The organism is Micromonospora humida (assembly GCF_016901255.1).
Taxonomy (GTDB): Bacteria; Actinomycetota; Actinomycetes; order Mycobacteriales; family Micromonosporaceae; genus Micromonospora; species Micromonospora wenchangensis.
Genome location: NZ_JAFEUC010000004.1, coordinates 380,230 through 401,226, shown reverse-complemented (window position 1 = coordinate 401,226; position 20,997 = coordinate 380,230). Strand labels below are relative to the sequence as shown.

Here is a 20,997-nt window from a genome sequence, read left to right as displayed (position 1 = left end):
GGGGACCGATCCGCCGGGCCACCGCACTCCCGCACTCGGCCCCCGGGCAGGCTCGACGACCACGATCCGCGCCATGGGCAGCGGTTACGTGGTCGACCGGGACACACGGGTGCCTCACGTCAGGGGTGAGGTGCTGCCACTGTGACACCCACCGGCCCATTACGTGAAGGTGCCGTTATCAAGCCGTTAGTTGCCCGCCATGTTGCCGATACTTGAGAAAAGATCATGAGATGCCCTGGTCGTACCGCTCTGAGCAGGAAAGACAGCAACTTCGCTCCACCAGGTAGTGACCGGCGAGTAGCAAGTGTGAGCTTTCCCGCCGTCCGGTCGAGGCGGTTCGACGTCGACCGAGAGTTGGCCGATTTCGACCATCCGGATGATGGTGACTTCCGCCGGGCGGAGCCAAGTCCCGCCCGGCCGGCCGACGATACCGGTTCGCCGGTCCGTGCCCGCCGCCGACGGTGTCCCCACCACCGGTGGGCCGGTGGGCCGGCGGAGACGGGCCGGCCCCGGCACCGTTGCGGTGCCGGGGCCGGAGAAACCCGTACCTCAGACGGTGAAGCGGATCCGGCGGCGACGGACCAGCAGCACGGCCACCGCGCCGAACGCGAGCAGCGCCATCCCGGCCAGGGCGGCCAGCGCGATCGGCGACCCGGTCAGCGGCAGGCCACCGCCGTTGCTGGCCGGCGAGGTCGACGGCGCCGGACTGGCCGGCGGCGACGAGGACTCCGCCGGGGCCGACGACGACGGGGACGCCGTCGAGGGTGACGGCGACGGCGACGGCGACCCGGACGGCGAGGCCGACGGCGACGGCGAGGCCGGAGCGGCGGCGAAGGTCGCCGCCGCGTCGGCGGTGACCGAGGTGCCGGTGCTGCCACCCAGGATCAGCTTCTGCTTGGCGTTCTTGCCGCCGGAGAAGAGGAAGACCCGCCCGAAGGAGACCGAGTCCGGGGCGGAGACCGTCACGGTGACCCGGCCGGCGGTGGTGGCGGTCAGCCAGAACCGGCCGCCGTTGGTGGTCGTGCCGACCGGACGCCCCTCGGCGTCGACGGCGCTGCCGCCCTCGACCTTCAGCGCGATCTCCCCGGCCGGCCCGTGCACGGTGAACGGCCCCGCCCGCCCGCCCGTGGTCGCGGTGGCCGAGGCCGGGTCCAGGCTCAGCTCGGCCTTCGGCTCCGGCTGGTCGGTGGCGTTGCGCACCAGGTAGTCGTGCACCCGGCGGATCACGTCGTACTCGGCGGCGGCGGTCAGCCCCCGCTCCCAGTCGCCCAGGGTGATGCCGTCGCTGAAGTGCCAGACGGCCGTCTGGGTGCCGAAGTAGAGCAGCGCGTCGCGCCGGGAGTCGGCCAGCCCGGCGGGCAGGCTCGCCCCGGCCGCGGCGAGCAGCTTCGCCCGGTCGGCGTTGGGGTAGCCGTGGGTGAGCACCCACTGCACCCGGCCGAGGTTCTTCACCTCCGACTCGTCCCAGCTGCCCTCGGCGTACTCGCCGTTGCGGGCCACCGGGGTGTGAAAGTCGATGCAGAAGACCGGCACGGTGCCGTCTTTCAGCTCCAGGGCCAGCGCCGAGGTCTTCTGCGCCCGACCGTCCAGCTTCAGCGTGACGCTGGTGCCCGGCACCGCCCGCGCCACGCCCTTCGTCGCCGGCTCGGCGGCGGCCGGACCGGCTGCGGCGAGCACCAGCGCCCCACCGGTGACGAGCGCCGTGGCGATACCCGCCCAGCGTCGTCCTCGTTCTCCGAACATCAGTTCCGTGCACCTCTCCCCAGGGGTCGGCCCGCTCCCGGCGGGCCGGTGTGCGTCGTCGCCGGGGCGGGGTCGTGACACCACCCGCACGCACGAAGACGACGGGGCATTATGCGACACGAATTGATCTCTTGTCAGCCCTGGGGTGATGCTCCCGGAATGGGAGGTGTCAGACGAGTCGTCGGTCCGCCGCCCAGCGGGACAACTCGTACCGGTTGGACATCTGGAGCTTGCGCAGTACGTTCGACACGTGCGTCTCGACCGTCTTGATCGAGATGAACAGCTCCTTGGCGATCTCCTTGTACGCGTACCCCCGGGCGAGCAGCCGTAGCACCTCGCGCTCGCGGTTGGTGAGCTGGTCCAGCTCGGGGTCCGCGACCGGGGCATCCGGCCGGGCGGCGAAGGCGTCCAGCACGAACCCGGCCAGCCGGGGACTGAACACGGCGTCCCCGTCGGCCACCCGGCGGATCGCGTCGGTCAGCTCGTCCGGGGAGATGGTCTTGGTCACGTAGCCCCGGGCACCCGCCCGGATCAGCCCGATCACGTCCTCGGCGGCGTCGGACACGCTCAGCGCGAGGAACTTCACCTGCGGGTGGCTGCGGCGCATCGCGTCCAGCACCGCCCGTCCGCCGCCGTCGGGCATGTGGACGTCGAGCAGCACCACGTCCGGCCCGGTGGCGGCGATCCGGGCGACCGCCTCGGCCACCGTGCTCGCCTCCCCCACCACCTCGACGTGCGCCCCCAGTTCGGCCCGGACCCCGGCCCGGAACATGGCGTGGTCGTCGACCAGGAAGACCTTCAACCGTTGCGCCCGTTCCGGCGTGCCCGTCCCCGGTTCCATCGACTGTTCCGCCATCTCAGTTGTCCCTTTCCGCCGTGGAGCCGGTGCCGGTGATCGGCAGCATCAACCGGACCTCCGTCCCCTCCCCGGGCTCGGAACGGATCTCCGCCCGGCCACCGTGCCGTTTCATCCGCCCGATGATCGACCCTCGGACCCCGTGCCGGTGATCCTCCACGGTATCCGGGTCGAAGCCCTTGCCCCGGTCCCGGACGAAGACGCTCACCTGCTCCGGCTCGACCTCGGCATAGAGCGACACCGTCTGCACCCCGGCATGCCGGGCCGCGTTGACCAGCGCCTCCCGGGCCGCCGCCACCAGCGCGCCCACCCGTTCGTCGGTCTCCCGGTCGCCCACCACCACCGCCTCGACGGTGATCGCGAAGGTGTCCTCCACCTCGGCGGCGGCCTGCTCCAGCGCCGCCGCGAACCGCTCGGTGGGCGAGGCGGTCGGCTTGTAGAGCCAGTTGCGCAACGACCGCTCCTGGCCCCGGGCGAGGCGCTGCACCGTCTTGACGTCGCTGGCGTTGCGCTGGATCAGGGCGAGGGTGTGCAGCACCTGATCGTGCACCATGGCGGCCAGTTCGGCACGCTCCTGCTCGCGGATGCGCCCCTCCCGTTCCGAGCGGAGCTGGTTCCACGTCCGCCAGAGCACCGGCGCGGCGACCACCCCGACGCCGACCAGCCCGACCAGCGCGAAGATCACGCCGTTGACCACCGCGTCGAGGTTCTGCACCGGCGAGTAGACCGCCGCCACCCCGATGATGCCGACGGCGACCAGCACCGCGCCACCGGCGAAACGGAGCACGAGGGCCCGCCGGTCGGTCTCCTCCACCACCGCGCCGAGCCACGGCACCGGCATCGATCCGCTCCACTGCCGACGACGTTCCGGCGCGGACTGGTGCCAGATCACCCCGGCGCCGACCGCGATGATCGCCACCAGCCAGCCGGCGGTGCCCGCCGCGCCGACCGAGTCGAAGAGCATCACCTGGACCAGCAGCACACCGAGGCCGATCGCCACGAACGGCAGCAACTGCCCGGGGTCGCGGCGGGGCGGCGTGGCGGTGTCGCCGGGTCGCAGCGGCACCACCGCCCAGAACGCCGCGTACAGCAGCAGGCCCAGGCCACTGAGCCCGAGCAGCACCATGAACGCGACGCGGACCCGTAGCACCGAGATGCCGAGGTGGTCGGCGATGCCGGCGGCCACCCCGGCGGCCAACCGGTGCTCGGGCGCCCGGTAGAGGCGGGGTGGCGGCGGGGTCACGACGCTGATCGGAGGCTCCCTGGTCACGATGGGTGGTGGACGGACACCTGGCGGTACGGTGCCGATCCGATCGTCACACGCCCGGGACGCCGCCGACCACGGGGACGCCCCCGACATCCGCCCGTCGGGATCTCAGGGTGGGGTCAGGGTCGGTTCCGGAGGTAACCCGGCCCGACGACGGCGCAGGATCGAGTCATGACCGAGGACCCCGCCCCGCCGCCGTACCCTCCGGTGGCCGCACCGGGTGGTACGCCACCGCCCGGTCCCGCCGCCGGGCCGTACCCCACGGCGCCCGCGTCGCCCACGGGGGGCGACGACGCGCCACCGCCGCCCGGTGGCTACCCCCCACCGTCCGGCGGGGCCAGCTTCACCTCCCGGTACGGCCTGATCCGGCCCCGCGACGGCCGCTACCTCGCCGGGGTCTGCGCGGCGATCGGCCGGGCCACCAACACCGACCCGGTGCTGTGGCGGGTACTGCTCGCCGTGCTCGGGTTCTTCGGCGGGGTCGGCATCCTGGTCTACGTGGCCGCCTGGTTGATCATCCCGGGCGAGGGCGACAGCGCCTCCCCGCTGGAGTCGATGCTCGGGCGGGGCCGGTCGAGCATGTCCCCGATCACCGTGATCGTGCTGACCATCCTGGTAGCGGTCAGCTTCGGCTACATCGTCACCGACGCGTTCCGGGCGGTGCTGCTGGGCGCGGCGATCCTGATCGGCGGCGCGCTGCTGCTCAACCGGGACGGCCGGTCCGGCTTCGCCGCCGCCGCTCCGGCCCCCGCACCGGCCGGGCCGCCCGGACCGGTGCCCCCGGTCGGTTACCCGGCGCCCGCGCCGTTCACCCCGCCCGCACCCGCCGTGCCGTTCCCGGCCGGCGCCCCGGCGGCCCCCCGGACCGGCGGGGTGGCGGGCTGGCCCGCACAGGGCCCGACCGCCGCGCTGCCGCCCTGGCCGCCGGCCCGGCCGATGGAGATCACCGGGACCCGGGCGGAAGCGCCGAACTGGCCGCCCCGCCCACCGGTGCCCGGTCGACCGGCCGCCGCACCGGTCGTGGTCCCGCCGTCACCCGGTACGGGCTACCGGCCACCGTTCGCCCCGCACGGCCCGTACGCCCAGGCGGGCCCGCCACCGCCCCCGCCCGCGCCCCGGGTCAAACCGCCGAAGAAGCCGAAGGAACGCTCGGCGCTGGGTGCCGCGACCTTCTCGCTGATCTTCCTGGTCCTCGGCGTGGTGGCCATCCTGGACCTGCTGGACGTCTTCCCGATCGGCGCGGCCGGCTACTTCGCGGCGGTGCTCGCCACCATCGGGCTCGGCCTGCTGGTGGGCACCTGGTTCGGGCGGGCCCGCTGGCTGATCGCCCTCGGTCTGGTCGCCGCCGCCGCGCTCGCCGTCGCCACCGTCGCCGAGTCCTACGACCGGGTGCGGGGCGTCGACGGAGCGGTCACCTGGGCACCGACCAGCTACCAGGAGTTGGCCGACCGCTACGAGAACAGCTTCGGCGACACCACCCTGGACCTGCGGGCGGTGGACTTCGACAAGCAGGACACCGACATCACCGTGGTGGTCAACTTCGGGGCGGCCACCATCGTGGTCCCGCCGAACGTGGACGTCACCGTGGTGACCAACGTCAAGGCCGGGGAGGCGACCGTGTTCGGGCGACGTAGCGCCGGATTCGAGGGACAGGCACGGCAGATTACCGACCTGGGCCCGGACGGGGCCGGCGGCGGCACGCTGCGGCTCACCGTCCAGGTCAACGCCGGCAACCTGGAGGTGTCCCGGTGAAGGCCCACCGCACCGACCTGGTGTCGTTCGTCTTCGGGCTGCTCTTCGTCGGCCTCGCCCTCTGGTGGCTGCTGGCCCAGATCCTCGGGTTGGCACTGCCGGCGGTGGGCTGGTTCCTGGCCGGCGCTCTGGTACTGATCGGGCTGCTCGGCCTGGTCGGCGCGGTGCGGTCGGCGCGGACCACCGACGCCGTACCGCCGGCCGCCGGCAGCGGCACGGCCCCCACGCCGGACCCGGCCGACCCGGCGGGTCGGCCGGTGAGCGGCCCGGCGGGCAGCCCGCCGGACGGTCCCGGGGGTGGGTCCGACGACCGGGCCGGCTGGCGGGACACCGCCGAACTGCGCCTCGGTGACGCGGCGGACGAGCCGGGACAGCCGGGCGCGGTGGACCGTCGACCCGGGCAGGACGAGCCGGCCCGGGTCGGCGACGGGGACACCCGCCGGTGGCCGGCCGACGACCCGGTCACCGGTCCGCCCGGCACCTGACCACGGACACCGGGCTGACCGCGCCGGTGCGGGCGGCCCGTGCCGGCTCGTATGCTGGCCGGGGAGATCCCGCCTCCGTCGGGCGAGCCCCGCCGGTGGCCGCGCCAGGCGGCCCGGCACCGGCCCGGGTGCGCCTCGTCCGGGCACCCGAGGCGGTCCCGCCGCGACGTCCGTCTACCCCGTCAGGAGCCCGCCCGACATGACCCAGTCCCCCGCCGTGCGCCCCTCCGGTCCGTTCGGTCCGGTCCGCATCGGCGAGCGTGCCGCCCGTACCCTCGTCGCCGAACTCGCCCGACGCAACGACCCGAAGGCAGCCCTCCTGGTGGGTGCGGCCCCCGGGGCCGCGGTCCTCGCCGCGGCGATCGACGCGCTGCTGCCGGGCGACACGCTGACCGTCGTGCCGGACCCGACGACCGACGCCGCCACGCTGCGCGACCACGTGACGGCCCAGGGCCGCTGGGTCGCCGACCGGGTACGGGTGGTCGACTCCCTGGCCGAGGCGGACGCCGCCGAGCTGGTCATCGCCGCCGAGCCGTTCACCGGCACCGGTGAGCAGACCCGCGACGCCGTCGACGGCCTCACCAAGTACCTGACCGACGGCGCGGTGCTCAGCGTCGCCGCGCCGGTGTTCCGCACCGAGGGGGCCGCCGCCGAGCTGGACCGGCAGGGCGTCCTGCACGGTGTGCGTTCCGACCTGGTGGTCCGCAACTCCCCGCCGGTACGGGTGCACCACCTGCGGTTCACCCCGGCCAGTGCCGCGTCGGCCGCCCGGCTCGCCCCGGCGTACCGGCCGTCGAGCGTGCCGCTGACCCGGGGCATGCACATCGACTCGAACGGGGTCGCCGCGGCAGGCATCGCGCTCGGCCTGGCCGCCGTCGCCCGGGTCGCCCGGCCGAAGTCGAAGCTGTGGCTGGTGCCGGCGCTGGCCGCCGCACCGGTGGCCGCGTTCTTCCGGGACCCGCAGCGGGACGTGCCGGAGGACCCGTCCGCGGTGGTCGCCGCCGCCGACGGTCAGGTGCTGTCGGTGCAACGGCTGCACGACGAGCGGTTCGGCGACGGCGAGTGGCTGCGGATCGCGGTCTTCCTGTCGGTGCTGGACGTGCACGTCAACCGCTCGCCGGTGGCCGGCAAGGTGGTCGACTACTTCGTCGCCGACGGCGGCTTCGTCAACGCGATGAAGCCGGACGCGGAGCACAACGTCGCCGCCTACACGGTGTTGGACACCGCCCACGGCACGGTGGTGGTGGCGCAGCGGACCGGGTTGATCGCCCGGCGGATCGTGCAGCGGGCTCCGGTGGGGGCGCTGCTGGCCCGGGGCGAGCGGTTCGGGCTGATCCGCTTCGGCTCCCGGACCGACGTCTACCTGCCGGCCGACGCCGCCGCCCCGCTGGTCGGCCCCGGCGACAAGGTGGTCGGCGGTTCCTCGGTCATCGCCCGCTGGAGCTGAGCCGGCACCGACACGGAACAGGGGCGCCGCGGTCGCGGCGCCCCTGTCGTGTAGCTGCTGGACGGGTCAGACGGTACGGCGCTGGTGCAGCCAGAGCAGCGGCCCGCTGACCAGGTAGCCCACCACCACGAGGGCGAAGGTGAGCCGGATGTCGACAAGTGCACCGACGGCCGGGGCCAGCCACAGCCACGGCGGCAGCTTGACCAGCCGGGCCAGCTTGGCGTACGGGAAGCTGGAGACCATCGTGAAGGCGAGCAGCGCCACCCCGCCGATCTGCACGGCGGCCGGCAGCGGCAGTTCGATGGCCACGCCGAGCGCGAGCACGGCCGCCGCCATCGTGGTGGGTACGCCGCAGAAGAACCGGCCGTCCTTGGGCGAGACGTTGAACCGGGCGAGCCTGATCGCGGCGCACGACGCGACCAGTGCTGCGGCGACCGCCGCGGCGGCGGTGGGGGCCGATCCGGCCAGCGAGGCGTAGACCACCACCGGGGCGGCCAGGCCGAAGGAGCACATGTCGGCCAGCGAGTCCATCTGGGCGCCGAACGGGCTGGCCACGCCGAACTTCCGGGCGAGCGCGCCGTCGAGGCCGTCGAACGCGACGCAGGCGATCAGCAGCAGGGCCGCGATGCGGGGCTGGCCGTTCATGGCGACGAAGATGGCGTTGATGCCGAGCACCAGGCTCGCCAGGGTGCAGGCGTTGACCAGCGCGAACTTCATCCGCCGGGCGGGGGTACGCGCGCCGGGGAGCAGCGGGATCGCCATCGCGGGCGACTCGTCGACTCCGGTGGTGGGGCCCAGGACCGGGCTGACCGGGGCGACCGCCTCGATCTCGGCGCGGTCGAGGGTGATACCGCGACGGTCGAAGCCGTACCGGCGACGCTGGCGGTCGACGCGGTGCTCGGGAAGGACCAGATCGGTGCCGTTGAGCTGGTCACCGTCCCGGCGACCCACCCGGACCAGCAGTACCTGGCGGGCGAATGTGCTGCTGCGGCGCAACCGGCCCGCCCAGCGACGCCCTGCGGGGCGCGGACTGTCAGTCGTACGACGCCGGCGCCATGGGGCTCTCGGCACGTTTCCTCCATCACCGGATTGGCTGGCCGCCCGTGCGGGCGGGTGTCCGGCTGTCTCGTGCCGGACCGCTCTTGGCCCGGCAGCCGTTAAGCGGAGTACACCATTGCACAGCGGCGTGGTGGTTGGCGATAGCTGCCGGCGGTACTTATAACCTCGTTAACCGCGCAAACCGCTGCCTTGTTCCCATCTCGGACTTCTGGGTCCGTTTTTCGGGCTTCATCGCCCGTTTTCTTCGCCAACCGCAGGGCCGACTTTACCGGAGCACCACCAGGTCGGCTCGGCGAGCGTCCGTCAGCCGACCGGCCACCGGGTCGCCAGAACCGCGACATCCGTCATCTCCAAGCCGCTGAGCTGGGAATACGTAAACCAGGCAGCGCTAGCCGTCGATCCACCGGCCTGTTCGGTCACCACCGGCTCGGTCGGCTCATCGACAAGCACGCGGTAGATCACCCGCACGCCGTGCCAGTCCAGCGGACGCCCCTCGGGGCCCATCGCGCCCGGATTGTGGAGATTGTCGGCCAGAATCAGCCGGTCCACCCGACCAGACTGACCCGATTCCTCCACCAGCTCCCGTAACAGCCCGTCGACCGGTTGCTCACCGTGATCGGTCCCCCCGCCGGGCAGGTGCCAGAGTCCGGCACCCGGATAGCCGGGCGCGATCATGGTGAGCAGCACCCGCCCGCCGGGATCGGTGACCAGCCCGTACGCGGCGAACCGCTGCCGCCGGTCGGCCGACTCCGCCGCCACCGGCTCGACCGGCACGCCGGGTGGTGGGCCGGCGGGCGGCGGGACGGGCAGGCCGAGCAGGTCGGCGGTGAACGGCACCAGCGGCAGCGTCGCCGCCTCCTGCGGGGTGCACCAGGCCAGCTCACCGGGGCCGTCACCGCCGCCGGCCACCGCCGGCGGCGCTCCTGCGGCCACCGGCCGGTCACCGGGGATCGTGACGTCGAACACCAACCGGTCGGTGTGCACCGGCCCGGCGGGGTCCGCCGGGTCCGCAGCGGTCAGGTCGGCCACGGCGGCGCGTATCCCGGCGACCGCGACGGCCAGCCCGGACTGCCCGGCGCACTCGCGGACCACGGTGTCGGCCGGATGCTCCGCGTGCCGCACGGTGCCCCCGGGCAGCCGCCAGAACCCCGCCGCCGGATCGGACGCCGGGTCGCCGGTGGTGTCGCCGGCGGCGCGCCGCCCGCGTACCAGCAGCACCCGGCCCGCCTCGTCCGTACACCAGCCGTGCGCCGCGATCCGTCGTCGCTCCTGCACGTCGCCCTCCCCGATCCGCCGTCGATCATGAGGCTAGCGGTCGTCCGGGCGGGGCGGGTGCCGTCGTGCCGGGCCACCGGTGGGCGCATCGACGCCGCCGGCGGGCGGGGCAGGTCAGGCGGTGAGCCGGGCGGCCTGGACCGCCTCGGCGGTGACCTCGGTGAGCCGGTCGGTGGGCAGGGCGCCCAACTCGTCCCGGGCGAACCAGCGGGCCTCGCAGGTCGAGCCGCCCACGTCGGTGACGGTCGGCGGGGCGGGCTGGTCGACCATCACCCGGTAGAAGGCCCGCACGCCGTGCCAGTCGATCGGGTAGCCCTCGGGGCCGAGCGAGGCGGCGTCGCGGTGGCTGGCCACCCCGAGCAGCTCGACCAGCCGGCCGGTCTGCCCGGTCTCCTCGACCAGTTCCCGGATCAGCGCCGCACCCGGCTGCTCGCCGTAGTCGGTGCCGCCGCCGGGCAGGTGCCAGCAGCCCGCACCCGGGTAGCCGTCGGAGACCCGGGTCAGCAGCACCCGACCCTCCGGGTCGGTGGCCACCGCGTACGCGGCGAAGCGCTGCGCCCGGTGCAGCCCGTCCGGGCCGGGCACGGCGTAGAACGAGGGGAACTCGGGGGCCTCGTCGGGGACCACGTCGGCCGAGGACGCCGGCAGCCCGAGCGCGCGGGCGGTGAAGGCCCGCAGCGGCAGCTCCCGTGCCTCGTCGAGGGTGTACCAGCGGGCCAGGTCGGTGGAGCGGTCCACCCGGTCGGTGAGGGTGCCGCCACGTACCGACACCTGGTAGATCAGGCGGTCGGTGTGGATGGTGATGCCCCGCTCGGGCAGGGCGCGCATGTCGGCCAGGACGTCCGCCAGGCCGGCGACGGCGACCGAGAGGCCCGTCTCGGCGGCGGTCTCCCGGACGACGGTGTGGTTCGGGTCCTCGCCGTGGTCGACCGCCCCACCGGGCAGGGACCATACGCCGGGGGTGCCGGAGCGCTCCGATGCGCGGACCAGCAACACTCGGCCGACTGAATCTGCACAGACTGCATATGCCGCGATCCTGCGGAGCGGCTCCAGCAAGGTGGTCACGGAGCCAAATTCTCCCCGGGTCGCGTTACCGACGCGGAAAAGAGTCGGATTCCTGACTCAGGGCTGGCCACTCAGGGATCGATCAGGGTAGGACTCCGGGCGGTCACCGAGGTCGACGGGGCGGCCGGCGCGGACCGTGGAGACATGACCTCGACGAGCACCCCCCACGCCCCGTACAAACAACTCCGCAGGCCGACCACCGACCGCATGGTGGCCGGCGTCGCCAGCGGCATCGGCCGCTACTTCGCCGTCGACCCCACCCTGGTCCGGGTGCTGTTCGCGGTGGCGACCCTGCTCACCGGCGGTGTCGCCGCCCTGGCGTACCCGATCATGTGGTTCCTGATGCCCGAGGAGCCGGCCGGCGCGCCGGCCTGGCCACACCCGGCGGACCCGACGGCGCAGCCGCAGCCGACCTGGCCGACGCCGGCGGAGCCGGCCACCTGGCCGGCGACCGGAGGGCAGCCTCAGCCGCCGGCGGCCCCGCCGACGGCCGGCTGAACCCCGCTCACTCCCACTCGATGGTGCCCGGCGGCTTGCTGGTCACGTCCAGGACCACCCGGTTGACCTCGGCGACCTCGTTGGTGATCCGGGTGGAGATCCGGGCCACCACCTCGTAGGGCAGCCGGGACCAGTCGGCGGTCATCGCGTCCTCGCTGGAGACCGGGCGCAGCACCACGGGATGCCCGTAGCTGCGCCCGTCACCCTGCACCCCGACGCTGCGCACGTCGGCCAGGAGCACCACCGGGAACTGCCAGACGCCCCGGTCCAGGCCGGCGGCCGTCAACTCCTCCCGGGCGATCAGGTCGGCCTGGCGCAGCAGCGCCAACCGCTCCCGGTCGACCGCGCCGATGATCCGGATGGCCAGCCCCGGCCCCGGGAACGGGTGCCGCCAGACCATCGCCTCGGGCAGGCCCAACTGGAGCCCGAGCGCCCGGACCTCGTCCTTGAACAGCGTGCGCAGCGGCTCGACCAGGGCGAACTTCAGATCCTCCGGCAGCCCGCCGACGTTGTGGTGGCTCTTGATGTTGGCGGTGCCGGTGCCGCCGCCGGACTCGACCACGTCCGGGTAGAGGGTGCCCTGCACCAGGAACTCGACGTCGCCGTGGGCGGCGATCTCCCGGGCGGCGGCCTCGAAGACCCGGATGAACTCCCGGCCGATGATCTTCCGCTTCTGCTCCGGGTCGGTCACCCCGGCCAGCGCGCCGAGGAACCGGTCGGCCGCGTCGACCACCTTCAGCTTGATGCCGGTGGCCGCCACGTAGTCCTTCTCCACCTGCTCGGCCTCACCGGCGCGCAGCAGGCCGTGGTCGACGAAGACGCAGGTGAGCTGGTCGCCCACCGCCTCGTGGACCAGCGCGGCGGCGACCGCCGAGTCCACCCCGCCGGACAGGCCGCAGATGACCTCCTTGTCCCCGACCTGGGCCCGGATCCGGGCAACCTGCTCGTCGATGATGTTCTGCGGGGTCCAGGTGGGCTCGATGCCGGCGATGTCGTAGAGGAAACGGCGGAGCATCTCCTGCCCCTGCGCGGTGTGCCCCACCTCGGGGTGGAACTGCACACCGGCCCGACGGCCGGCCAGATCCTCGAAGGCGGCGACCGGGGCGCCGGCCGACTCGGCGGTCACCGTGAACCCGGCGGGGGCCTCGGTCACCGCGTCGCCGTGGCTCATCCAGACCGGCAGGTCCGCCGGCAGGTCCCGCAGCAGCACCCCCGGGTCGAGCAGCCGGGGACGCAGCGGGGTGCCGCCGTACTCCCGGTTGCCGGTCCGGGCGACCGTGCCGCCGAGCGCCTGGGCCATCGCCTGGAAGCCGTAGCAGATACCGAAGACGGGGACGCCCGCGTCGAACAGCCCGGCGTCGATCTGCGGGGCGTCGGGGGCGTAGACACTGGACGGGCCGCCGGACAGGATGATCGCGGCCGGGTCCTTCGCCAGCATCTCGGCGACCGGCATGGAGTGCGGGACGATCTCCGAATAGACCTTCGCCTCGCGCACCCGGCGCGCGATGAGCTGGGCGTACTGGGCTCCGAAGTCCACCACGAGGACGGGGCGAGGCGTGCTCATGTGGGCAAAGCCTACCGACAGTCACACCCGCCCCCGGCACGGGCCGCCCCCGGCGCGCCGCGCCCGGTCAGCGCCGGTCAGCCGCGCAGCGCGCCGGGGGCGTCCGCCGGGACCGCCGGGTGCCGCGGACGCACCGCCGCCACCCGGGTGTACGCCGACCCGAGCGGCGGCCGGGGATCCGCCTCCCCCCGGTTCGGCCAGTACGACATCGCCCGCTCCGCCTGCGCGGTGATCGTCAGCGACGGGTTCACCCCGAGGTTCGCCGAGACCGCCGCCCCGTCGACCACGTGCAGCCCCGGGTGGCCGTACACCCGGTGCCAGGGGTCGACCACGCCGTCGGCCGGGGTGGCGCCGATCACCGCCCCGCCGAGCAGGTGCGCGGTCAGCGGGACGTCGAACGGTTCGGTGAGCGCCCCGCCCGGGGTGCCGCCGATCTCCTCGGCGAGCAGCCGGACCGCCCGGTTGCCGGCCGGAATCCAGGTCGGATGGGGTGCGCCGTGCCCGGGGCCGGACACCAGCCGCCGCCGGCCCAGCGGCCCCCGCTGCCAGCGGGTGGTCAGCGAGTTGTCAGTCGACTGCATCACCAGGGCGATCACCGTCCGCTCGGACCAGTGCCGCACCGAGAGCATCCGGGCGGCCAGCCGGGGGTGCCGCACGATCGCGCCCAGCCAGCGCCGCACCCGGTGCGGGCCGCCGTCGACGAGCAGCGACTGGAGCAGCCCCATCGCGTTCGCGCCCCGGCCGTAGCGGACCGGCTCGACGTGGGTCTGCGGGTCGGGATGGAACGAGCTGGTGATCGCCACCCCGTCGGTGAAGTCCAGCCCCCGCCGCCGGGCCTGCCGGCGGTCGACCGACGCGCCGAGGATCGCCTCCGAGTTCGTCCGGGTCAGCGCGCCGAGGCGGTCCGACAGGTGCGGCAGCGCGCCGGTCTGCTTCATCGCGTGCAGCAGCCGCTGGGTGCCGAGCGCGCCGGCCGCGAAGACCACCTGGTCGGCGTGGAACACCTGGCGACGCCGCCGCAGCCAGGCACCGGTACGCACGGCGTGCACCAGGTAGCCGCCGCCGTCGGCCGGCCGTACGGCGGTGACCGTGGTCAGCGGGTGGACCCGCGCGCCGAGCCGTTCGGCAAGCCACAGGTAGTTCTTGACCAGGGTGTTCTTGGCGCCGTGCCGGCAGCCGGTCATGCACGAACCGCAGTGCGTACAGCCGGTGCGCTCCGGCCCCGCCCCGCCGAAGTACGGGTCCGCCACCCGCTGCCCGGGGCGGCCGAGGTGCACCCCCACCGGGGTCGGACCGAAGGTGTGCCCGACCCCCATCCGTTCGGCCACCGCCCGCATCGCCCGGTCCGCGCCGGTGTGCCGGGGGTACGGGGTGACCCCGAGCATCCGTCCGGCCTGGTCGTAGTGGCTGGCGAGTTCCGCCCGCCAGTCGGTGACGTCACGCCACTGCGGATCGGTGTAGAAGGCGTCCGGTGGCTGGTAGAGGGTGTTCGCGTAGACCAGGGAGCCACCGCCGACGCCGGCACCGGAGAGCACCAGCACCCCGCTCGCGGCACCCCGGGCGGCCGGGCGGAGCAGGGTGATCCGTTGCAGCCCGTAGCAGCCCAGGCGGGGGGCCCAGAGGAACCGGCGCAGCCGCCAGGAGGTCTGCGGGAACTCGTCGTCGGCGAACCGCCGGCCCGCCTCCAGCACACCGACGGTGTAGCCCTTCTCGGCCAGGCGCAGCGCGGTGACGCTGCCGCCGAAGCCGGAGCCGATGACGAGCACGTCGTACCGCATGACCGCATCATTACCGGCGGGTAGCCATCGCGCCAGTGCCGGATTTCGCGCGATCATGCTGACCGTCGCCGACCGCAACCCGCAGGGCCGGTCGAAGCGTTGTGCAGACGGGGGTGGCGAGCGATGACTCAGGAAACCGGAACGGGACGACCACGCTGGGTGTGGGGGCTGGCCGCCCTGGCCGTGGTCGTCCTGATGGGGGTGGCCGCCCTGGTGGTGACCCGGGTGGTCCGCGACGACGAGCCACGGCGCACGGCCGGGCCGGCCGCCACGACCACCGGCCCGACGCCGACGCCGAGCCCCACCCCCAGCCCGACCCCGCCCCCCGGGGCCTCGATCACCGGCCCGCTCAACCTGCTCCTGGTCGGGGTGGACACCCGGGTCAGCGTGCCCGGCTGGGAACCGCACGGCGACGCGGTGCTGATCCTGCACGTGCCGGCCGGGCTGGACCGGGCGTACCTCTTCTCGCTCCCCCGCGACCTGGTGGTCGACATACCGAAGTTCCCGAAGTCGGGCTACGGGGGCGGCCGGACGAAACTCACCCACGCGATGAGCTACGGCAGCCGGGTGCCGGGCAAACCCAAGAACCCCAGCGCCGCCCAGGGGTACGAGCTGCTGCGCAGCACGGTCGCCGGGTACACCGGGCTGCGCTTCGACGCCGGTGCGGTGGTCACCTTCAACGGCTTCGACCGGCTGGTCGACAGCCTCGGCGGGGTGGACCTCTACGTCGACCAGCGGGTCCCCTCGCTGCACCGCCGGCCGGACGGCAAATACCGCGAGCCGGCCCGGGGCGGCGGCGGATACACCGGCCCGCAGATGGTCTACGAGAAGGGTGAGCGGCACCTCAACGGCTGGCAGGCGCTGGACTACGCCCGGCAGCGCTACATCGCCGGCGGCGACTACGCCCGGCAGCGCCACCAGCAGCAGCTCCTCCGGGCGCTGGCCGCCAAGATCCTCAACGAGAACCTGGCCCGCCAACCCGACCGGGTGGAGCAGGTGGTGTCGGCGCTCGGCGACACCCTGGTCTACGCGGGCGGCCCGCGCATCGTCGACCTGGCGTACGCCCTCGGCGGGCTGAGCGCCGACCGGATCACCCTGGTCGGGCTGCCCGGCGACGGGGTGGGCAAGGGCGGCAGCTACCGGGGCGAGCAACTCACCAGCGTCGGCAAGGGATTCCTGCCCGCGCTCAAGGCCGGTGACGCCGAGAAGTACCTGGACGCCCACCCCGAGCTGCGGGTGAAGAACTGACCGCCGGGGGACGTGCTCAGCGGCGGGTGGGCGGGGCGGGACGCTCGGTGCCGTACAGCCAGGCGGCGAAGAGGTCGTCGAGCTGCTGCCCGCAGACCCGCTCGGCGGTCGCCACGAACTCGGCGGTGGTGGCGTTGCCGTTGCGCTTGTCGGCCGCCCAGGTCTTGAGGAGCCGGAAGAAGGCGTCGTCGCCGACCGTCACCCGCAACGCGTGCACGGTCATCCCGCCGCGCTCGTAGACCGAGTCGCTGAACAGGTTCGCCACCCCGGGCGCACCGGGCGGCACCCGCCAGACCTGGTCGTCGGAGGACGCGTACCGCTGCTCGAAGGCGGCCTGGGCGGTGTCCCGGCCCTGGTGCTCGGCCCAGAGCCACTCGGCGTACGTGGCCAGCCCCTCGTTGAGCCAGATGTCCGACCAGCGGGCCACCGACACGCTGTCGCCGAACCACTGGTGGGCCAGCTCGTGCGCGACCACCCCGGTGTTCTCGCCGCCCCGGAAGAAGTTGGCCGAGTAGACCGGCCGGCTCTGCGTCTCCAACGCGTACCTGATCCGGGGCTCGTCGACCACCACCCCGCCGTACGCCGCGAACGGGTACGGCCCGAAGACGCTCTCCAGGTAGTCGGCGACCGCCACGGTGCGGGCGACCGACTCGTCGGCCGCCCCCCGGGGCAGGCTGGCGGCGACCGCGCTGAACACCGGCCGGCCCCGGTGCTCGCCGGTGCTGGTGCGGTATTTCCCGATCACCACCGTGCTCAGGTAGCTGGCCATCGGGGCGGCCTCCGACCAGCGCCACGTGGTGAAGCCGCCGGCCGCCGGGCGCTGCCCCTTCGGCACGCCGTTGGCGACCACGACCAGCCCCTTCGGCACGGTGATCTCGAAGTCGTAGGCGGCCTTGTCGGAGGGGTGGTCGTTGACCGGGAACCAGGTGCTCGCCGACTCGGGTTGGCCGAGCGCAACCGCGCCGTCGGCGGTGTGCAGCCAGCCGCCCTCGCCGATCGTCTCGTTGCGCAGCGGCTCCGGCCGGCCGTCGTACCCGACCTGGACGGTGAAGGCCGTCCCGGCGCGGACCGGCGCGGCCGGGGTGACCACCAGCTCGGTGCCCTCGCGGGTGTGCCGGGCCGGGGTGCCGTCCACGGTCACCCGGCGCACCGTCAGCCCGGCCAGGTCGAGGTGGAACAGCGGCAGATCGGTGTCGGCGGTGGCCCGGACGGTGGCGTCGCCGCGCAGCTCGTCGCTGGTCGGGTCGTAGCGGACCTTGAGGGTGTACCGCTCGACGTCGTACCCGCTGTTGCCGGCGGTCGGGAAGTACGGGTCGCCGACGCCGGCCGGGCCGGGGGTCACCCCCGGGGTCGCCTCAGGCGTCGGAGTCGACCGGGATTCCCGCCGGGGTTCCGGGTCGGCGGTGCAGCCGGCCAGGGCGAGCGCCACGGTGACGAGCAGCGCGAGCCCGCGCCGGTTCCGGCTCATGGCCACCTTCGTCCCCCGTTCGCCGCCGCCGTCCGCGCAGCCTACCGATCCGGCCGGCCCCGGGTGCCTGCAACGCCGCACGACGATCGGGGCGACGGTACGGCCGGCCGGCCCCATGGTGGAGCCGACCGGCCGCGACGGACCCGCGTCAGCGGTCGAGGACCAGCCCGACCCGCTGGAACTCCTTCAGGTCGCGGTAGCCGCACTTGGCCATCGCGCGACGCAGCCCACCGAACAGGTTGAGCTGGCCGTCCGGCTCGTCGGCGGGGCCGAAGAGCAGCCGCTCCATCTCCCCGAGCGGTTCGCCGGCCACCTCGAACGCCCCACGCGGCAGGGACGGGTGGCTGGCCGCCGAGTGCCACCAGGCGCCGCCGGCCGGGGCCTCCTCGCACAGCGACAGCGGCTCGCCGAGCATCACCGCGTCCGCGCCGCAGCCGAGCGCCTTGGCGATGTCACCGGAGGTCTGGATGTCGCCGTCGGCGATGAGGTGCACGTAGCGTCCACCGGTCTCGTCGAGGTAGTCGCGGCGGGCCGCGGCGGCGTCGGCGATCGCGGTGGCCATCGGCACCCGGATGCCGAGCACCGACTCGCTGGTCGACCAGTCGTCACCGCCGATGCCGACGATCACCCCGGCCGCGCCGGTACGCATCAGGTGCAGCGCCGTCTTGTAGTCGGTGCAGCCGCCGACGACCACCGGCAGGTCGAGGTCGGCGATGAACTCCTTGAGGTTCAGCGGCTCGTCGGTGGTCGAGACGTGCTCGGCCGAGACGATGGTGCCCTGGATGACCAGGATGTCGACGCCCGCGTCGAGGATCACCGGGGCCAGCGCGAGGGTGTGCTGCGGGGACACCCGCACGGCCACCGTGCTGCCGCCGGCCCGCAGCTCGCGGACCCGCTCGGCGATCAGGTCGGGGCGGATCGGCTCGGCGTAGACCTCCTGGAGCCGCTTGGTCGCGCGGGCGTCCTCGCCCAGCCCGGCCAATTCCTCCAGCACCTTGGTCGGGTTCTCGTAGCGGGTCCAGAGGCCCTCGACGTTGAGCACGCCCAGGCCGCCGAGCTGCCCGAGCCGGACGGCCGAGGCGGGGCTCATGGTGGCGTCCGACGGGTGGGCGACGCAGGGGATGTCGAACTGGTAGGCGTCGAGCTGCCAGCCGGTGGAGACGTCGTCGACGTCCCTGGTCCGCCGGCTGGGCACGATGGCGATGTCGTCCAGGTGGTAGCCGCGCTGCGCGGTCTTGCCCAGCCCGATCTCGACCACGTCACGCATGAGGGACTCCAGGTGGTTTGGGGTGGTGGGTCAGCGGGTGTGGTAGTTGGGGGCCTCGACGGTCATCTGGATGTCGTGCGGGTGGCTCTCCTTGAGCCCGGCCGCCGTGATCCGGATGAGCTGGCCCCGGTGGTGCAGGTCGGGAATGTTCTCCGCGCCGGCGTACCCCATCGCCAGCCGCAGCCCGCCGACCAGCTGGTGGGCCACCCGGGACAGCGGCCCCCGGTAGGGCACCTGGCCCTCCACGCCCTCCGGCACCAGCTTGTCGTCGCTGAGCACGTCCTGCTGGAAGTAGCGGTCCTTGCTGTACGACTTGGCCTGGCCCCGGGACTGCATCGCGCCCAGCGAGCCCATCCCCCGGTACGCCTTGAACTGCTTGCCGTTGACGAAGATCAGCTCGCCGGGGCTCTCCTCGCAGCCGGCCAGCAGACTGCCGAGCATCACCGTGTCGGCACCGGCCACCAGGGCCTTGGCGATGTCACCGGAATACTGGATGCCGCCGTCGCCGATCACCGGGACGCCTGCCGGACGGGCCGCGCGGGCCGCCTCCATGATCGCGGTCACCTGCGGCACGCCGACCCCGGCGACGATCCGGGTGGTGCAGATGGCACCCGGGCCGACCCCCACCTTGACGCCGTCGGCACCGGCGTCGACCAGGGCCTTCGCCCCGGCATAGGTGGCCACGTTGCCGCCCACGATGTCGATCGTCACGTCGGCCTTGAGCCGGCGGACCATGTCCAGCACGGCCCGCTGGTGGCCGTGCGCGGTGTCCACGATCAGCACGTCGACACCCGCGTCGACCAGGGTCCGGGCCCGCTTGTAGGCGTCCTCGCCGACGCCGATGGCGGCGGCGACCCGCAACCGGCCGGCGTCGTCCTTGGTGGCGTCCGGGTACTGCTCGCTCTTGGTGAAGTCCTTGACGGTGATCAGGCCGCGCAGCCGTCCCGAGTCGTCCACGATCGGCAGCTTCTCGACCTTGTGCTGGCGCAGCAGGGAGAGCGCGTCGTCCTTGCTCACCCCCACCGGGGCGGTGACCAGCGGCGTCCGGGTCATGATCGCGTGGACCGGGGTGGCCGGGTCGGAGACGAACCGCATGTCCCGGTTGGTGACGATGCCCACGAGCTGGCCCTCGCCGTCGACCACCGGGACGCCGGAGATGCGGTACCGGCCGCACAGCTCGTCGACCTCACGCAGGGTGTCCTCGGGGCTGGCCGTCACCGGGTTGGTGATCATGCCGGACTCGGAGCGCTTGACCAGGTCGACCTGGAGCGCCTGGTCCTCCAGGGAGAGGTTGCGGTGCAGCACGCCGATGCCGCCCTGGCGGGCCATCGCGATCGCCATCCGGGCCTCGGTGACGGTGTCCATCGCGCTGGACAGCAGCGGGATGGACAGCTCGACGTTGCGGGTGAGCCGGGTGCGGGTGTTCACCCGGCTGGGCACCACGTCCGACTCGCCGGGCTGGAGCAGCACGTCGTCGAAGGTCAGGCCGAGCGGCACCACCCGCGCCGACCCGGCGGGCAGCTCCGGCAGGTGGCCGCCCCACTCGCCGCTGTCGACACCGGCCGGAAGATCGGTGCCGGCAGGAAGATCGGTGCTGGGCGAATTCTCCACGATTGCTCCCCTGAGCTGCTCGGACGGGATTCAGCGAGGCGGCGCGCGCGGCAACCGGCGCACGCCGGGGTGACGGCGAGTCGTCTCATCGTACCCACTGAGCAGGGCGGCCCTCGCCGGCGACCGGTCGGGGTCGGCGACGCCACAGCGACCGCCGGGGGGCGCGTGCGGCGAGGGTTGGGTCTACGGTGAGGGGGTGCACGACGAGCCCATCGACCCGTTCAACGGCGACCCGGCCGATCCGGCTGCGGGGCTGGACGATCCGGGCGACGACGCCCCGCTCGACCCGCTGACCGAGGTCGAGCGGCAGGACGTGCTGGAAGACCTCGCCGACCTGGAGATCTACCAGGCCCTGCTGTCCCCGATCGGGGTGCGCGGGCTGGTCATCGAGTGCGAGGACTGTCGCGAGCCGCACTACTTCGACTGGGACCTGCTCCGGGGCAACCTGCGGCACCTGCTCAGCTCGGGTCGGCCCCGGGTGCACGAGCCGGCCTACGATCCCGACCCGGACCACTACGTCACCTGGGACTACGCCCGGGGCTACGCCGACGGGGTGCACGACACGCTCACCGAGTCCGCGGGCGACGACACCGACTCCGACGACTGACCCCCGG

General features: G+C 73.8%; 16 protein-coding genes and 1 pseudogene. 6 read left to right on the top strand and 11 right to left on the bottom strand.

What is annotated here, in order from left to right:
- Positions 1-549: 549 nt before the first annotated feature.
- From JQX11_RS11495 to JQX11_RS11485, 3 genes are all read right to left on the bottom strand, one after another.
- On the bottom strand, positions 550-1,743 hold the full coding sequence (locus tag JQX11_RS11495; RefSeq protein WP_232377633.1) for a thioester domain-containing protein: 1,194 nt from the start codon (positions 1,741-1,743) through the stop codon (positions 550-552).
- A gap of 169 nt (positions 1,744-1,912) precedes the next feature.
- A complete protein-coding gene (locus JQX11_RS11490; protein ID WP_204924932.1) occupies positions 1,913-2,599 on the bottom strand; it encodes a response regulator in 687 nt (228 codons plus the stop codon).
- Between the two features lies 1 nt (position 2,600).
- Complete coding sequence (locus tag JQX11_RS11485) at positions 2,601-3,869, bottom strand: ATP-binding protein (RefSeq protein ID WP_204924931.1); 1,269 nt, start codon at positions 3,867-3,869, stop codon at positions 2,601-2,603.
- Between the two features lie 168 nt (positions 3,870-4,037).
- On the opposite strand from JQX11_RS11485, the gene JQX11_RS11480 reads away from it, so the two are divergent.
- The 3 genes and pseudogenes from JQX11_RS11480 (at position 4,038) to JQX11_RS11470 (ending at position 7,550) form a co-directional block, all read left to right on the top strand.
- On the top strand, positions 4,038-5,618 hold the full coding sequence (locus JQX11_RS11480) for a PspC domain-containing protein (RefSeq protein ID WP_204924930.1): 1,581 nt from the start codon (positions 4,038-4,040) through the stop codon (positions 5,616-5,618).
- A pseudogene (locus JQX11_RS11475) lies at positions 5,615-5,860 on the top strand (hypothetical protein); the annotation flags it as partial. The gene JQX11_RS11480 and the pseudogene JQX11_RS11475, both read left to right, overlap by 4 nt.
- 442 nt (positions 5,861-6,302) lie before the next feature.
- Complete coding sequence (locus tag JQX11_RS11470) at positions 6,303-7,550, top strand: phosphatidylserine decarboxylase (RefSeq protein ID WP_204924929.1); 1,248 nt, start codon at positions 6,303-6,305, stop codon at positions 7,548-7,550.
- Positions 7,551-7,616: 66 nt separating this feature from the next.
- On the opposite strand, the gene JQX11_RS11465 is transcribed toward JQX11_RS11470, so the two are convergent.
- From JQX11_RS11465 to JQX11_RS11455, 3 genes are all read right to left on the bottom strand, one after another.
- A complete protein-coding gene (locus tag JQX11_RS11465) occupies positions 7,617-8,546 on the bottom strand; it encodes a CDP-alcohol phosphatidyltransferase family protein (RefSeq protein WP_204924928.1) in 930 nt (309 codons plus the stop codon).
- 366 nt (positions 8,547-8,912) lie between these two features.
- Entirely contained in the window at positions 8,913-9,884 is a 972-nt protein-coding gene (locus tag JQX11_RS11460; protein WP_204924927.1) for an NUDIX hydrolase, read from the bottom strand.
- Between the two features lie 114 nt (positions 9,885-9,998).
- Complete coding sequence (locus tag JQX11_RS11455; RefSeq protein ID WP_088645791.1) at positions 9,999-10,949, bottom strand: NUDIX hydrolase; 951 nt, start codon at positions 10,947-10,949, stop codon at positions 9,999-10,001.
- A 144-nt stretch (positions 10,950-11,093) separates the two neighbouring features.
- Here JQX11_RS11455 and JQX11_RS11450 point away from each other — a divergent pair, with 144 nt between their 5' ends.
- On the top strand, positions 11,094-11,447 hold the full coding sequence (locus tag JQX11_RS11450; RefSeq protein ID WP_204924926.1) for a PspC domain-containing protein: 354 nt from the start codon (positions 11,094-11,096) through the stop codon (positions 11,445-11,447).
- Between the two features lie 7 nt (positions 11,448-11,454).
- On the opposite strand, the gene guaA is transcribed toward JQX11_RS11450, so the two are convergent.
- Together guaA and JQX11_RS11440 are read right to left on the bottom strand one after the other, a co-directional pair.
- Positions 11,455-13,011 carry a glutamine-hydrolyzing GMP synthase gene (guaA, locus tag JQX11_RS11445; RefSeq protein WP_204924925.1) on the bottom strand — a complete coding sequence of 519 codons (1,557 nt, stop codon included), beginning with the start codon at positions 13,009-13,011 and terminating at the stop codon, positions 11,455-11,457.
- A gap of 77 nt (positions 13,012-13,088) precedes the next feature.
- On the bottom strand, positions 13,089-14,789 hold the full coding sequence (locus tag JQX11_RS11440) for an FAD-dependent oxidoreductase (RefSeq protein ID WP_204924924.1): 1,701 nt from the start codon (positions 14,787-14,789) through the stop codon (positions 13,089-13,091).
- A gap of 123 nt (positions 14,790-14,912) precedes the next feature.
- Between JQX11_RS11440 and JQX11_RS11435 the strand changes: the two genes are divergently transcribed.
- Entirely contained in the window at positions 14,913-16,037 is a 1,125-nt protein-coding gene (locus JQX11_RS11435; RefSeq protein WP_204924923.1) for an LCP family protein, read from the top strand.
- Positions 16,038-16,053: 16 nt separating this feature from the next.
- On the opposite strand, the gene JQX11_RS11430 is transcribed toward JQX11_RS11435, so the two are convergent.
- From JQX11_RS11430 to guaB, 3 genes are all read right to left on the bottom strand, one after another.
- A complete protein-coding gene (locus tag JQX11_RS11430; RefSeq protein WP_204924922.1) occupies positions 16,054-17,505 on the bottom strand; it encodes a M1 family metallopeptidase in 1,452 nt (483 codons plus the stop codon).
- 148 nt (positions 17,506-17,653) lie between these two features.
- Positions 17,654-18,772, bottom strand: a complete 1,119-nt coding sequence (locus tag JQX11_RS11425) for a GuaB3 family IMP dehydrogenase-related protein (protein ID WP_204924921.1) — start codon at positions 18,770-18,772, stop codon at positions 17,654-17,656.
- A gap of 30 nt (positions 18,773-18,802) precedes the next feature.
- Positions 18,803-20,383, bottom strand: coding sequence for an IMP dehydrogenase (gene guaB / locus JQX11_RS11420; protein WP_204924920.1), 1,581 nt, complete (start codon positions 20,381-20,383; stop codon positions 18,803-18,805).
- Between the two features lie 196 nt (positions 20,384-20,579).
- Here guaB and JQX11_RS11415 point away from each other — a divergent pair, with 196 nt between their 5' ends.
- Positions 20,580-20,990 carry a DUF5319 domain-containing protein gene (locus JQX11_RS11415; RefSeq protein WP_088645783.1) on the top strand — a complete coding sequence of 137 codons (411 nt, stop codon included), beginning with the start codon at positions 20,580-20,582 and terminating at the stop codon, positions 20,988-20,990.
- Positions 20,991-20,997 lie beyond the last annotated feature (7 nt).